The organism is Leifsonia sp. GW821-FHT13C05, from assembly GCF_058806515.1.
In genome coordinates, this window is sequence record NZ_JBXAPT010000002.1 from 209,116 (window position 1) to 223,561 (window position 14,446).

Annotated in this window: 9 protein-coding genes; 6 read left to right on the top strand and 3 right to left on the bottom strand. The window is 69.2% G+C overall.

Features of this window, described 5'->3' with window-relative positions; all coding sequences use genetic code 11:
* Nucleotides 1-46 precede the first annotated feature (46 nt).
* The 6 genes from AC1ROC_RS07585 to AC1ROC_RS07610 all read left to right on the top strand — a co-directional run bounded on the left by AC1ROC_RS07585 (nucleotide 47) and on the right by AC1ROC_RS07610 (nucleotide 11,447).
* Nucleotides 47-565: a DUF2087 domain-containing protein gene (locus tag AC1ROC_RS07585; protein ID WP_492999209.1), complete on the top strand. Its 519-nt coding sequence runs from the start codon at nucleotides 47-49 to the stop codon at nucleotides 563-565.
* A gap of 426 nt (nucleotides 566-991) precedes the next feature.
* Nucleotides 992-2,512 (top strand): sugar transferase, encoded by a 1,521-nt coding sequence (locus AC1ROC_RS07590; RefSeq protein WP_492999211.1) that lies wholly within the window; start codon nucleotides 992-994, stop codon nucleotides 2,510-2,512.
* 473 nt (nucleotides 2,513-2,985) lie between these two features.
* Complete coding sequence (locus tag AC1ROC_RS07595; protein ID WP_492999215.1) at nucleotides 2,986-7,293, top strand: PKD domain-containing protein; 4,308 nt, start codon at nucleotides 2,986-2,988, stop codon at nucleotides 7,291-7,293.
* Nucleotides 7,294-7,301: 8 nt separating this feature from the next.
* A complete protein-coding gene (locus AC1ROC_RS07600; RefSeq protein WP_492999219.1) occupies nucleotides 7,302-8,453 on the top strand; it encodes a glycosyltransferase family 4 protein in 1,152 nt (383 codons plus the stop codon).
* An 83-nt stretch (nucleotides 8,454-8,536) separates the two neighbouring features.
* Nucleotides 8,537-9,871 carry a hypothetical protein gene (locus AC1ROC_RS07605; protein ID WP_492999220.1) on the top strand — a complete coding sequence of 445 codons (1,335 nt, stop codon included), beginning with the start codon at nucleotides 8,537-8,539 and terminating at the stop codon, nucleotides 9,869-9,871.
* A gap of 121 nt (nucleotides 9,872-9,992) precedes the next feature.
* A complete protein-coding gene (locus AC1ROC_RS07610) occupies nucleotides 9,993-11,447 on the top strand; it encodes a tyrosine-protein kinase domain-containing protein (RefSeq protein WP_492999221.1) in 1,455 nt (484 codons plus the stop codon).
* Nucleotides 11,448-11,622: 175 nt separating this feature from the next.
* On the opposite strand, the gene AC1ROC_RS07615 is transcribed toward AC1ROC_RS07610, so the two are convergent.
* The 3 genes from AC1ROC_RS07615 to AC1ROC_RS07625 are packed head-to-tail and all read right to left on the bottom strand — an operon-like array spanning nucleotide 11,623 to nucleotide 14,356.
* Complete coding sequence (locus AC1ROC_RS07615; protein WP_085369082.1) at nucleotides 11,623-12,318, bottom strand: DUF4352 domain-containing protein; 696 nt, start codon at nucleotides 12,316-12,318, stop codon at nucleotides 11,623-11,625.
* On the bottom strand, nucleotides 12,315-13,136 hold the full coding sequence (locus AC1ROC_RS07620; RefSeq protein WP_492999223.1) for a CDP-alcohol phosphatidyltransferase family protein: 822 nt from the start codon (nucleotides 13,134-13,136) through the stop codon (nucleotides 12,315-12,317). The genes AC1ROC_RS07615 and AC1ROC_RS07620 overlap by 4 nt, the downstream gene beginning before the upstream one ends.
* Entirely contained in the window at nucleotides 13,136-14,356 is a 1,221-nt protein-coding gene (locus tag AC1ROC_RS07625) for a DUF1972 domain-containing protein (protein ID WP_492999224.1), read from the bottom strand. The genes AC1ROC_RS07620 and AC1ROC_RS07625 overlap by 1 nt, the downstream gene beginning before the upstream one ends.
* Nucleotides 14,357-14,446: the final 90 nt, after the last annotated feature.

Sequence of the window (14,446 nt, forward strand, 5' to 3'; positions counted from 1 at the left end):
TGCGGCACAGTTACTGGTATCTCGATCGCTGGAGGGTGTGGATAACGTGGGCGACTGGCGGAGGATCGTGGCGGCGCTGGGGAACGCGGACGCCCGGGTGGTGTTCGCGGAGGTGGTGCTGGGCGGCGCAGGCGCGGCCGGCACGGCTGGCGCGGGGCTGTCGCCCGCGCGGCGGCGGCGCGCGCTGGCGGCGCTGACCGCATCCGGGGTCGTGGTGGAGCAGGACGGCGCGCTGGTGGTCGACGGCGCCGTGTTCGCCGACGCCCTCCGGGATGCGCAGCGACGGGATGCACGGGGCAGGGCTCCGCGCACCGGCGTCGAGCGGTTCCTCGACGCGGATGGACGCATCGACCGGTTCCCGGCGAACGCCGGGGAGCGGCGGGAGTTGCTGGCGCTGGTCGCCTCCGCGGTGCTCGGGGATTCCGAGGTGGTGGACGAGCGCGAGCTGTCCGAGCGGCTGCTGCGGTTCGGGGACGACCCCGCTCTGCTGCGCCGGTATCTGGTGGATTTCGGGCTCGTCGAACGCACCCGTTCCGGGTCGGAATACGCGAAAACACGGGCCTGAGAGTCCCGTTCCGGCGCGCCTCAGAGCGCCCGCACGCAAAGATGAGTAATAATCACCCCCATAGAGGGCTCACGCGAACCTGAAAAAACGATGTAATCTCACTTTTGTGAATAGGTGAGAAACAGTCACTTTCCGTTCGCTGAACAAGCTCGTCGGTCTCACGAGTGGGACTCACCGGTTCACGCCACCCGAAAAAGCACCAACCCGACACACGCAGGGACGACCCGTGAACCCGCATCCGCCACGTCGAGCGACCCGTTCGCTCAACCCCCTCGAACAGAGGGCCGCTCGGCGCGCGCGGAGCAACGGGACGACCCTCATCAGCGGGGCCGGCGGCGGTGAAGCCGTTCGAGACCACGGCTTTCCCCCAGCCGTCGTCGGCTCTTCGGTCGGTGCATCCATCAGCAGCGCGGGGAGGGCGCTCCGATGACCGTACTCAAACCACGCCTGACCACCATCGGCCGTTCGGCCGCCCCGACCCAGCGCCGCAGCTCTGAGCGCACCTGGGCGCGGCAGTACCGCGCTCGCTTGTTCATCACCGACACCGCGATCATCCTGGCGTCCACGCTCTGCGCGATGTTCCTGCGCTTCGGCCTCGACGACACCGGCACCCAGTTCGCCGGATACCGCACCGACTACTTCACGCTGTCCATGCTCATCGCGGCGACCTGGATGTTCGCCCTCGCCGTCAACCACTCGCGCGACCCGCGCGTGGTCGGCGTCGGCGTCGCGGAGTACAAGAGGGTCGTGAACGCCAGCGCGCTCACCTTCGGTCTGCTCGCCATCGTCTTCCTGGTCGCCAAGGTCGACATCGCCCGCGGCTACTTCGTGCTGGCGCTCCCGCTCGGGGTCGTCGGCGTGCTGACGTCGCGCTGGCTGTGGCGGCAGTGGCTGATCCGCCAGCGGATGTTCGACCACTACCTCTCCCGCGCACTCGTCGTCGGAGGGTTCTCCGACGTCGACTACGTCGTGCGGCAGATCCACAACAAGTCGGGCGCCGCCTACCACGTGGTCGGCGCATCCCTCGACACGGGCAAGCGCAAGGGCGCCAAGAAGGACGCGGCGATGAAGAAGCGCATCGCCGCCCCCGACCGCGAGGTGCCCGTGGTCTCCGATCTCGACGGCGTCGCGGACGCCGCCGCCCGCCTGGGCGTCGACACCGTGATCGTCGCCGGCCAGTCGCTGACCGGCGGCGACTTCGTGCGCACCCTGGCCTGGAAGCTCGAGGGCACGGCCACCGAGCTGGTGCTCGCGTCGCGCCTCACCGACGTCGCCGGCCCGCGCATCCATTTCCGCCCCGTGGAGGGGCTGCCGCTCATCCACGTGGAGATCCCGCAGTTCGAGGGAGGCAAGCACGTGCTCAAGCGCGCGTTCGACTTCTTCGCCTCCGGCCTCGCGCTCGCCCTGCTCTCCCCGGTCTTCCTCGCCGTCGCGCTGTTCGTGAAGCTCGACGACAACGGCCCCGTCGTGTTCTCGCAGGAGCGCGTCGGCCGCAACGGCGAGACGTTCCGGATGTTCAAGTTCCGTTCCATGTGCGTCGATGCAGAAGCGCGCCTCGCCGAACTGCAGGCGAGAAGCGACGGCAACGGCGTGCTGTTCAAGCTCAAGGACGACCCGCGCGTCACCCGCGTCGGCCGCATCCTGCGCAAGTACTCGCTCGACGAGCTGCCCCAGCTCGTGAATGTCTTCCTCGGCGACATGAGCCTTGTCGGACCGCGGCCGCCGCTGCGCTCCGAGGTCGAGGGATATGAGAACCACGTCCACCGTCGCCTGTACATCAAGCCGGGTCTCACCGGCATGTGGCAGGTCAACGGACGCTCCGACCTCTCCTGGGAGGAAAGCGTCCGACTCGATCTCTACTACGTGGAGAACTGGTCGCTCACCGGCGACCTGGTCATCATGTGGCGGACGGTCAAAGTGCTCACCCATCCCGTCGGCGCGTACTGACGCGCCAGGGCCTGCTCTCACAACAACCCCCAACCCGACCCGAACAGACACCGAGGTTGTCATGACCACAGAACTCCGCCCACGCGCTCGCTCGCTGGGCATCCTGACCGCGATCGTCACAGCGGTGGGCTTGGTCTTCGGAGGACTCGCGATCGCATCGCCGGCCTCCGCTGACAGTGCTCCACCAGACCCGACGAATCCCGCCACCCCTGCCACCGTCACCGACGACGTGCTCCCGACCCCGCAGATCAACGGCGTCGTGTGGGCTCAGGTCGTCGTCGGCAACACGGTGTACGTCGCGGGCAAGTTCACCTCCGCCCGGCCCTACGGCTCGCCGGCGGGCACGAACGAGACCCCCCCGCAACAACCTGCTCGCCTACAACATCACCACGGGCAGCCTCCTCCCCTTCGCGCCGAACCTGAACGCGCAGGCCCTCGGGATCACAGCATCCCCCGATGGGTCGCGCATCTACGTGGTCGGCGACTTCACCTCCATCGACAGCAAGGGCTACTACCGTCTCGCGGCGTTCTCGACGGCGACGAACACCATCGTGACGGCCTTCCGCCCCATCATGGAGAGCCAGACCCGCGCTGTCGCGGCCTCGAACACCACTGTGTACACGGGCGGTGACGCCTCCAGCATCAACGGCGTCGCCCGCGCGTACGTCGGAGCGGTGAGCGCGACGGACGGCTCGACCCTCAACTGGCAGGCCAACGCAGACGCCCCCGTGGATGCGCTGGCGCTGACCAAGGACGGTTCCAAGCTGATCGTCGGCGGACGCTTCCAGAACCTCGGCGGCGTCGCCAACTACGGCCTCGGCGCCGTGGACGCGAGCACGGCGGCGATCCTGCCGTTCGCCGCCAACCAGACCGTGCGCAACGCGGGCACGCAGGCGAGCATCACGTCGCTGTACACGACCGCAGACCGCGTCTACGGCTCCGGCTACGTCTTCGGCGCCGGCGGCAACCTCGAGGGCAGCTTCTCCGCCGACCCGAACACCGGCGCGATCAACTGGGTCGAGGACTGCCACGGAGACACGTACTCGATCTTCGCCCAGAACGACGGCCCGCTGTACGTCGCGGGTCACCCGCACTACTGCGGCAACATCGGCGGCTTCCCGCAGACGAGCCCGACCTGGACGTTCTACAACTCGATCGCTTTCAGCAAGGCGGCGACCGGCACGATCACGGCCGACCCGTACGGCTACTTCAACTGGGCGGGCACCCCGTCTCCGTCGCTGCTCGACTGGTTCCCCAAGTGGTCCGTCGGCACCTTCACCGGACAGAGCCAGGCCACCTGGAGCGTCGCGGGCAACGACAAGTACGTCGTCTACGGCGGCGAGTTCCCGACGGTCAACGGCATCGCGCAGCAGGGTCTGACCCGCTTCGCCGTGTCGAGCGCAGCGCCGAACAAGGTCGGCCCGCAGGGCATCCCGCTCACCCCGACGGCCGCGTCCTTCAACGCCGGTCAGGTGCGCGTCAGCTTCGCGGCGACGTACGACATGGACAACGGCTACCTCACGTACAAGGTGTACCGGGATGCGGGCACCACGCCGGTCTACCAGACCACCGTGCGCTCCAACTTCTACACCCGGCCGATGATCGGGTTCGTGGACAGCGGGCTCACGCCGGGATCGCATCCGATCTATCACGTGAAGGTGTTCGACCCGTTCGGCAACACCACATCGCGTGACACCAACGCGATCACGGTCGCGGCCACCAACAGCGGAGGCGCGTATTCCGACTCGGTGACGCAGGCGGGAGCATCCTCGTACTGGCCGCTGGACGAGTCGAGCGGCACCACCGGTTTCGACCACATCGGGTTCAACGACGTGCAGGAGACCGCCGTCACCCAGGGTGCAGCCGGCCCGATCACGGGCACCACCGCCAGCACGTTCAACGGGTCGACCAGCCTGGCCGTCACGCAGACCGCCATCCAGGCGCCTGACACGTACACGGCGTCCGCGTGGTTCCGCACCACGTCGACCAGCGGAGGCAAGATCCTCGGCTTCGGCAACGTGAACACCGGGCAGTCCGGCAGCTACGACCGTCACGTCTACATGGACAACAGCGGGAAGATCTGGTTCGGCGTCTACCCGGGAGGCGTCGCGACGCTGAACAGCTCCGGCTCGTACAACGACGGGCAGTGGCACCAGGTCGTCGCGTCGCTCGGCGCCAACGGCATGCGGCTGTACCTCGACGGCAAGCAGGTCGGCAGCCGCACGGACGTGACCAGCGGCCAGAACTACCAGGGCTACTGGCGCATCGGCGGTGACAACATCGGCGGATGGCCCAACCAGCCGGCGAGCAGCTACTTCGCCGGTGACATCGGTCAGGTGTCGATCTACCCGACGGTCCTCGACCGCAGCACCGTGGTGAACCAGTTCGTCGCATCCGGTCGTCCGTCTCCCCTCGCCCCCGCTCCCGCGGATGCATACGGAGCTGCCGTCTACAACGGCAACCCGGACATCTTCTGGCGCCTCGACGAGACCAGCGGCTCTGTGGCCAACAGCGCGGACGCGTACACCAACAACGGCACGTACTCCGGCACCGCGACCACCAAGAACCAGAGCGGCGTCCTGCCCGGCACGGCTGACAAGGCCGTGCGGTTCAACACGAACAACTCCGGATCGTCCGGCGGCATCGTGACGAGCAACCAGCAGTTCGCCAACCCCTCGGTGTACACCGAGGAGATCTGGTTCAAGACGACCACCACCAAGGGCGGAAAGCTGATCGGCTTCGGCGACCGGCAGACCGGCCTGTCGAGCAACTACGACCGCCACGTCTACATGCAGGACGACGGCCGCATCGTGTTCGGCGTCTGGACCGGTCAGGCCAACACCATCACATCGCCCAACCCGCTGAACAACAACCAGTGGCACCAGGCGGTGGCGTCGCAGGGACCGAACGGCATGGCCCTCTACGTCGACGGCCAGCTCGTCGGCACCAACCCGCAGACGCAGGCGCAGGCATACAGCGGATACTGGCGCATCGGCGGCGACAACACCTGGGGTTCCACCGGACCGTACTTCAGCGGCACGCTGGACGAGGCTGCGGTCTACCCGAGCGTGCTGAGCGCTCAGGATGTGGCGAACCACTACTCGCTCGGAACGTCCGGCACCCTGCCGAACCAACTGCCGACCGCGTCGTTCACCTCCTCCGCGTCGTTCCTCGACGCGAGCTTCGACGGCACGGCGTCCACGGACCCGGACGGCACGATCGCCTCGTACGCCTGGGACTTCGGAGACGGTGACACCGCAACGGGCGCAACGGCCACCCACACCTTCCTCCAGAGCGGCAGCTACCCCGTGAAGCTGACCGTGACGGACAACCAGGGTGGGACGGGCACCGTGACGCAGGTCGTGGCCGTCCAGGCCGCACCGCCGAACCAGCCGCCGGTGGCAGCGTTCACCTCCTCGGCGACGTTCCTCGACGCGAGCTTCGACGCATCCGGTTCGTCAGACCCGGACGGCACCATCGCCTCGTACGCCTGGGACTTCGGTGACGGAGCGACGGCGACCGGAGCGACGGCGACGCACACCTTCTCCGACACGGGCACATACCCCGTGAAGCTGACGGTGACCGACGACAAGGGCGCGACCGCGAGCATCACCAAGGGTGTCGCCGTTCAGGCCGCACCGCCGAACCAGCCGCCCGTGGCAGCGTTCACCTCCTCGGTGACGAACCTCGGCGCATCGTTCGACGGCTCGACCTCGAACGACCCGGACGGCACCATCGCCTCGTACGCCTGGGACTTCGGAGACGGAGCGACGGGAACCGGAGCGACGGCCACCCACACGTACGCCACCGGCGACACGTTCACGGTGACGCTCACGGTGACGGACAACCAGGGTCTGTCGACCTCGGTCTCGCACCAGGTCACCACGACCGTCCCGCCGAACCAGCTCCCGACCGCGTCGTTCACCGCAACGGTGACGAACCTCGGGGTCTCGGTCAACGGTTCGGCCTCGGCTGACCCGGACGGCACGATCGCCTCGTACGCCTGGAACTTCGGAGACGGAGCCACAGGTACCGGAGCGACCGCGACGCACACCTACGCTGCAGCCGGCCCGTACACGATCACCCTGACCGTGACGGACAACCGGGGAGGCACGGCCACCACCACCCGCGCGGTGACCGCGACCAACCCGGCCCCCAACGCCCTCGCCCAGGATGCGTTCGAACGCTCCGTGGCGAACGGCTGGGGAACGGCGGACAAGGGTGGGGCGTGGACGCTCTCCGGCGGAGCCACCAGCTTCAACGTCGCGAACGGCGTCGGCCAGCAGGTCGCAGCCGCCGGGACGACGAAGACGGCGACGCTGACAACGGTCACCCAGACGAGTGCCGATGTCACGGTCACGGTCTCCGCCGACAAGGCGGCGACCGGTGGCGGCATCTACTACTCGGCGATCGGCCGCATGATCGGCACGAACGACTACGAGGCCAGGGCATGGGTCAAGTCGACCGGTGCCGTGCAGCTCCAGCTGATGCAGGGTTCGACGACCCTGTCCGCGCTCAACGTCCCCAACCTGACGGTTGCTGCCGGTGACAAGCTGAAGATCCACCTGCAGGTGATCGGCACGTCGCCGACCACGATCAGGGCCAAGGTGTGGTCCGCATCCACCACGGAGCCCGCTGCCTGGCAGCTGACCTCCACGGATGCGACGGCAGCCCTCCAGGCCGCCGGGTTCACCGGACTCCGCACCTACGTCTCCGGAACGGCGACCGACATCCCGGTCACCACCCGTTTCGATGACTTCGTGGTGGTGCCCGCACAGTGAACGACCGGATGAACCGCACGCGGCGCACGGTTCTCGTGGCGCACCCGAGCTCGGAGCTGTACGGCTCCGACCGGGTGCTCCTCGAGAGCGTCACCGCCCTCGTGGACGATGGCTGGGATGTGGTGGTGACGGTGCCGGACGATGGCCCGCTGCTGCCCGAAGTCGTCGCCCGCGGGGCGAGGGTCAGGAGGTGCGCGGCACCCGTGGTGCGCAAGAGCGCCCTCCGCCCCCTCGGCTTCGTGCGGTTCGTCGGCACGGCCGTCCGCGGCCTCGTCGACGGGATGCGGATGCTCCGCCAGGAGCGTCCGGCCCTCGTCTACGTGAACACGGTCACCGTGCCCCTCTGGATCGGACTCGGACGCCTCGCCCGCGTGCCCGTGCTCTGTCACGTGCACGAGGGCGAGAGCTCCGCCTCCCCTCTGCTCCGGCGCATCCTGGCGCTGCCGCTGCTGCTCGCGAACACCATCGTGGCCAACAGCAGATTCAGCGTCGGCGTGCTCGGCGGGTCGTTCCCGTCGCTGGAGCGCCGCGCGGAGGTCGTGTACAACGCCGTCCCCGGCCCGCCGGAGCGCACGCCCGTGCGGGCGAGCATCGACGGCGACCTGCGGGTGACGTACATCGGCAGGCTCTCTCCCCGCAAGGGCGTCGACGTCGCCATCGACGCGATCGCCGAGCTCAACCGCCGCGGCGTGCCGGCGACGCTCGACCTCGTCGGAGCGGTGTTCCCCGGCTACGAGTGGTATGAGACGGCACTGCGCGAGCAGGTCGAGAACAAGAAGCTCGGCGACAGGGTCAGCTTCCGCGGGTTCCAGCCGTCGGTGTGGGAGTACGTGCACGGCGGCGACGTCGTCCTCGTGCCGTCGCGCGCCGACGAGCCGTTCGGCAACACCGCCGTCGAGGCCATCCTGAGCGGCCGTCCGGTCATCGCGAGCGCCACCAGCGGTCTCCTCGAGGCGACGGCGGGATACGCGACGGCCACCACGGTCGTCCCCGGCAGCTCCGACTCGCTGGCAGACGCCCTGGTCGGCACCATCGCGGACTGGGAAGACACCAGGGCGAACGTCGGTTCGGACGCCGAGACGGCCGAACGCCGGCACAGCCCGGGCGCCTACCGCCGCAGGATCGCCGCGATCGTGCGCGGCAACGCTCGCACGCGCTGACGACCGGCGCTCGCGAACTCGAACGGGCGCTGCGGCGCCCGCTGGCTTAACATGGGCGGAAGGGGGTGATGAGGATGTTTCACATGGCGGCGCTGACCGGTCCGGTCGTGGACAGGTCGCTCCTGCTGGCGCTCGCGCTGGTGGTCGCCTTCGTCGGCTTCCTCGTGCTCCGCCGCTCGCCCAGGCTCGCCGTCTGCGTCTGGATCTGCGTGCTCGCCTTCGTGCCGATCTGGCTGGGCGTCAACGTCGGCTTCAACGGCAACTACTACCTCCCTCCCGCGACGGCTGCCGGGCTCCTCGTGCTCGCCGCTCTGCTGCCCATCCCGCGCCTCCGGCTCAGCTGGGTGGACGGGCTGGTTGTGCTGGTGGTGGTCGCCGCGGTGTGCTCGCTCTACACGGGCAGCGCATCCATCGCCGTCAGCGCGCTGTTCAGCATCGTCACCTACTACGTCATCGCCTATCTGGTCGGCCGGTTCGCTCCGCTGAAGGTGGATGCGCGCTGGCTGCACGCCGCCATCGCCATCATCTTCACCGTCGTCGCCCTCCTCGCCGTCATCGAGGGACTGACGCACTGGAACCCGTTCGTGGAGATCCACGCCGGCAACTCGCTCTACACGATCTGGGGCAGCATCCAGGAGCGCGGCGGCGTCCCGCGCGCCGAGGGGGCGTTCGGCCACTCCATCGCACTCGGGTCCAGCCTGGCTCTGGCGGTTCCGCTCACGCTGGCCGCGCCGTTCCGGCTCTGGGTGCGCGCGGGCATGGTGCTGCTGATGCTGGTCGGGACCGTCTTCACCTTCAGCAGGATCGGGATGATCTGCGCGCTGCTCGGGCTCGTGCTGAGCATCCTGTTCATGCGCGACGCGATCACCAGGAAGGCGAGGATCGTGCTCGTCGCCGTGATGCTCGCCGTCTCCGCCGTGCTGTTCCCGCTGGTCGCCGCGGTGTTCGACGACGCCGGCTCCGAGGCGAGCGACAGCGCGAACTACCGGGGGGACCTGCTCTCACTGATCGGCACGATGAACCCGATCGGCGTCGCGTCGTCCGCCGAGAAGAACTCGGCGGGCAACCTCTACTTCGGGGACTTCCGCTCGATCGACAGCCAGCTCATCCTGACCGGGCTCACCAACGGCGTGATCGTGCTGCTGGGCATCCTGGTCGCTCTCGCCGGCGGCATCATCCTGCTGGTCAGGCGCAAGGCCAGCCCGGCGACGATCGCGCTGGTCGCCCAGATCCCCGCCTTCGCGACGGTGGCCCTCATCACCCAGTACTCGATCTTCGTGTGGTTCGTCGCCGGACTCGCAGCGACGACGCAGCTGCTCCCCCTCAATTCCGCGGGAGTCATGCTGGACGGCCACTCGGAGGAGCACCCGCGTCACACTCGCACCGACGCGCGTCCTCCGGTGAGGAGTGCCGCCTAGAATGCCTTCAACGACGCCCGACCGCGTCCGCCGTCCGCCAGACACCCGAGCGATCCACCGCTCGCTGCCCGGCGAGCGAGCGGCGCCTGCCATCACATCCGACTCCCTGGGAGGCCCGTCCATGAACACGCACCAGTACCTCACCGCATTCCGGCGGTTCTGGTACGTGATCGTGGTCGCGACCATCGTCGGCGGCCTCGCCGGTTTCGGTCTGTCACAGATCGCGAAGCCGGTGTACACGGCCACCTCCGGTCTCTACTTCTCGCTGAACTTCGGCGGGTCGGCCAGCGACCTCAGCCAGGGTTCGACGTACACCCAGAACCAGATGCTGTCCTTCGCCCAGCTGGCGGAGTCGCCCGTCGTGCTCCAGCCGGTGGTCGACGACCTCGACCTGGATGTGACCGCCAAGGGCCTCGCGGACGCCATCGCCGTCAGCACCCCGCAGAACACGGTCATCCTGGAACTCGCGGTGACGGACCCCGACCCCGCGCAGGCCGCGAAGATCGCGAACGCCGTCGCCGCCAGCCTCAGCAAGACGGTCGAGCAGATCGCGCCGAAGAACGCTGAGGGGCAGACCACGGTGTCCGTCCGGGTGATCGAGAACGCGAGCGAGCCGAAAGACCCGTCATCGCCGAACACCCGCCTCAACGTGGTCACCGGGCTGCTGCTCGGCCTGATCGTCGGCGTGCTGATCCTCGTGCTCAGGGCCACGCTGGACACGCGCGTGCACAGCGCGGAGATCGCGGCCGCCGTCACGCAGGCTCCGCTGCTCGGCTCCATCCAGAAAGAGCGGGGCAAGCATCCGCGTCCCGTTCTCGCCGTCGAGCCGCTGTCCAACTCGGCGGAGAACTATCGGCAGCTGCGGTCGAACCTGGAGTTCGTCACGCTGGGCTCCCCCTCGCGGGGCATCGTGGTCACCTCGTCCATCCCCGCTGAGGGCAAGTCGATGATCGCCACCAACCTGGCGCTCGCCCTCGCGGAGACCGGCCAGCGCGCCCTGCTCATCGACGCGGACCTGCGCCGCCCGATGGTCGCCAACTACTCGGGGCTGGTCGGAGACGCCGGCCTCACCTCCGTGCTCGCCGGCCGGGCGGAGTTCTCCGACGTCGTGCAGCGCTGGGGCGAGGGCAGCCTGGACGTGCTCACCTCCGGTCCGATCCCGCCGAACCCGAGCGAGCTCCTGTCGTCGCGGGCGATGACCGAACTGCTCGGCCGCCTGGTCGCCGACTACGACGTGGTCGTGATCGACACGGCCCCGCTCATCGCGGTGGCAGACGCCGCGATCCTCGCCCGCCAGGTGGGCGGAGCGATCGTGGTCGTCGACCGCACGCACGTCCGCCGCCAGCAGCTCACCCAGACGATGGACTCCCTGGAGAAGTCGGGCGTCACGGTGCTGGGCATCGTGCTCAACCGGGTCAGCGCGCAGAAGAACAGGGACGTGTACTACCCGGCGGCCAAGCAGCCGCAGCGCCGCTTCGGCCTGCCGACCAGGGCATCGTCCACCGCCGCCGGCACAGCAGCGGCGGACGACGCGGACTCCGCAGAGTCGTCGGAGTCGGTGCCCACCCACAAGTAGCAGGGCGGGCGGCTCCGCTCGCGCGGAGATTCCGGCCGGCCGGCGCCCAAAGTCCGTTCGAGCGGACTTTCGGTCGGCGAGTCGCTGGCGCCCTCCGTACGTGCGGAAGCGCCAGCGAGGGCTGACGCGTCGTGTCCGCGTTTCCGACCTGAATTTGCTGGTGATCGGTTGACGCTCAGCGCGCTCCGGTGAACACCACGAGCTTGGCGCCCGCGGCGTCGGCGAGGGTGACGGTGACCGTCTTCGCGTCGTCCGGCACGGTGAAGACGTAGGTGGCCGTCGCCGTCGCGCCGGGCGCGAGCTCGGAGCCGAACGGCTTCGTGGCCTTGTCGCTGTCGACCCTGGCCGCCGGTGTCGCGTCGTCTCCGTAGTATCCGTTGACCGTGACCGCGGTGAGCGGCACGGCAGCGCCCGTGTTGTTCGTGAGCGTGATCGTCGCCTTCACCGACGGTCCGCTGACCTCGCCTGCACGGGATGCGGTAGCGGTGTACGCCTCCAGCTTCGTGACGGCGGCGGTGAGACCGGCCGGCGTCTTCGCCTGCTGCTTGGTGCTCACCGTCTCCGCGACCTTCTGGCCGTATTTGACCTCGTCGCTGCGGGCAGCGGGAGCCTCGCTCTTGGTGCCGCCGGGCGCGGGCGTCGCTGTGCCGCTCGACCCGCCGGTCGCCGGGGTGTCGGACGGCGCGGCCTGCTGCGTCGCCACCGGCTGCAGCGCGTTCGGCACTGGGCCGCCCGGCTGTGCGCCGTGGATGCCGGCGACGATGAGGCCGGCTGCCACCGCTGCAACGGCGACACTGCCGACGACGATGAGCGTGATGCGGTTGCGGACGTGGTGGTCCGGGCCTCTGGTGGCCTCTGTTGCGTCGGTCATGATCGTCCTTCTTCGGTGCTCTGGCGTTGGTCGGTTGCCAGGTGCTGGTCGGGGTTGGCCGGGGCGCGCAGCTCCCGGAACCAGCTGGCAGCCGCCAGCAGGAGGAACGCGGTCGTGGCCGCGAAGAGCAGGGTGTACACCACCAGGAACAGCGGCAGTGCGCCGAGGAGCACGAACGAGAGGCAGAGCACGCCGTAGTCCATCGGCAGGACCGCGATGGCGCGCATCCACGACGGGCGCCCAGGGGCGTCGGCGGCGATGGATGCACGCCCGCGCTGCCGGCGGAGCTGCTCGGTCAGGATCATGCCGAAGAACAGCACGGACGAGACGATCGAGAACGCCACGGGGATGAGCAGCCACCAGGTCGGCACGGAGCCGTGCAGCCAGAAGCCGACGGCGAGCGCCAGCGGCATGGTGACCACCTTGGTCGCGTCGACCATGTGATCGAGCCATTCGCCCGCCGGACTGCTGAGTCCGGTGAGCCGGGAGACCTGTCCGTCAGCGCTGTCGAACGCGTAGCCGACGAGCAGCAGCACGGCGACGGTGATCCCGGCCCACCAGGACGGAGGGAAGACGACGAGGATGGCGATGGCCGCGAACGTCCAGACGGCGCTGATGGCCGTGACAGCGTTCGGGGTGAGTCCTGCGCGGTACGCCCACGCGGCGAGGTAGCGGCCGATGCGCCGGTTGACGTAGCGGGAGTACGCCGGCGCGCTCCGTGCTGCCGGCTTCTGCGCCGCCGCCAGGCGGTGCACCACGTCGAGGTAGCTCTCGCGAGCGGCGCCCGCTGCTGCCGCTTCTGCCGATCCGGCGCTCATCAGCTGGTCCGCTCTGCCGGGACGGCCACGGAGGCCAGTCTGCTCTGCCCGTTCACGCGCTGCCCGAACACGGGACGCTTCGGCTTGACCGCCCTGCGCTCCACGAGGTCGCTGCACAGTGCTTCGTATGCGTCGGCGACCGCATCCCAGTCGTAGCGCTTCGCGCGCTCGCGGGTAGCCGTGCTGCGCGCGGCGTGCTGCTCGACGGCCGCCTCCGCGAACCCGATCGTGCCGGAGAGGTCCGAGGCGGCGGAGAAGTAGAGACCTGCGTCGCCGAGCACCTCGCTGTTGAACGGGACGTCGTATGCGATGGTCGGCGTGCCGGCCCCGACGGCCCTGAGCAGCGACGGGTTCGTTCCGCCGACCGAGTGGCCGTGCAGGTAGGTGTACGCCGACGCGTAGAGCTGATCGAGCAGCTCCTGGTCCCAGACGCCGCCGAGGAAGCGCACCCGGTCGTCCGCGAGGGCGCGCACCCTGCGGGTGTACTCCTCGGCGTACGGCGCGGAGCCGACGACGACGAGCGGCAGCTTCGCGTCGCTCCTCCGGTAACCGTCCACGATGGTGTCGACGTGGTTCTCCGGCTCGAAGCGGGCGACGACCAGGTGATAGCCGTGCGGTGCGAGGCCCAGTTCGCCGAGGCGGTGGGTGGCTCCCGCGACGGTCGGCGCTCCGTAGGCGATCAGCCTCGTGCCCGCCGCGAACTCGGTGGTGTAGTAGTCGGCGATGCCCTGCGCGTCGGCGATCAGCGCATCCGACCAGCGGACGGCGGCGGACTCGGCGAAGCGGTAGTACCGCCTGCCCATCGCACCCCACTTGGCGCGCTGCCACTCCAGTCCGTCGACGTGGGTCGCGACCGGGATGCGCGCGGCACGCAGCATCGGCAGGTACAGCGAGTTGGCCGCGTTGAAGACGATCGCGGCGTCTGTCCGATGGGTGAGCAGGTGGCCGACCGAGAGTCCGGTGTGGCTGAGGGTTTCGAGCGACCTGCGCCGCATGGCGCCCTGGTGCACGAGGGTCATGCCCTTGTAGCTCGCCGGCTCCTCCTGCGGCTCTTCGCCGTCGGCGGTCTCCACACGACGGCAGTAGACCCGGACGCTGTGGCCGCGGTCGGCGAGCCGGCTTCCGACCTCTTCGACGCACGTCTCGAACCCGCCGTACCGAGCCGGGACGCCACGCGTCCCGACCAGTGCGATGCTGAGTTGCTTTCCCCCTGCGCCCATCGGATTTCCGCTCCCCGTCGTGTCTGGCCGTCTCCGGCCGTCGGTTCGCCGACGTCGGCACGGTCCGCGCTCCGACTGGACCGAGTCGGG

Bases quoted from the DNA above. Each gene is read 5' to 3' on its own strand.
- AC1ROC_RS07625 (WP_492999224.1), bottom strand. From the start codon at position 14,356: ATGGGCGCAGGGGGAAAGCAACTCAGCATCGCACTGGTCGGGACGCGT.
- AC1ROC_RS07605 (WP_492999220.1), top strand. From the start codon at position 8,537: ATGGCGGCGCTGACCGGTCCGGTCGTGGACAGGTCGCTCCTGCTGGCG.
- AC1ROC_RS07590 (WP_492999211.1), top strand. From the start codon at position 992: ATGACCGTACTCAAACCACGCCTGACCACCATCGGCCGTTCGGCCGCC.
- AC1ROC_RS07615 (WP_085369082.1), bottom strand. From the start codon at position 12,318: ATGACCGACGCAACAGAGGCCACCAGAGGCCCGGACCACCACGTCCGC.
- AC1ROC_RS07600 (WP_492999219.1), top strand. From the start codon at position 7,302: ATGAACCGCACGCGGCGCACGGTTCTCGTGGCGCACCCGAGCTCGGAG.
- AC1ROC_RS07620 (WP_492999223.1), bottom strand. From the start codon at position 13,136: ATGAGCGCCGGATCGGCAGAAGCGGCAGCAGCGGGCGCCGCTCGCGAG.
- AC1ROC_RS07610 (WP_492999221.1), top strand. From the start codon at position 9,993: ATGAACACGCACCAGTACCTCACCGCATTCCGGCGGTTCTGGTACGTG.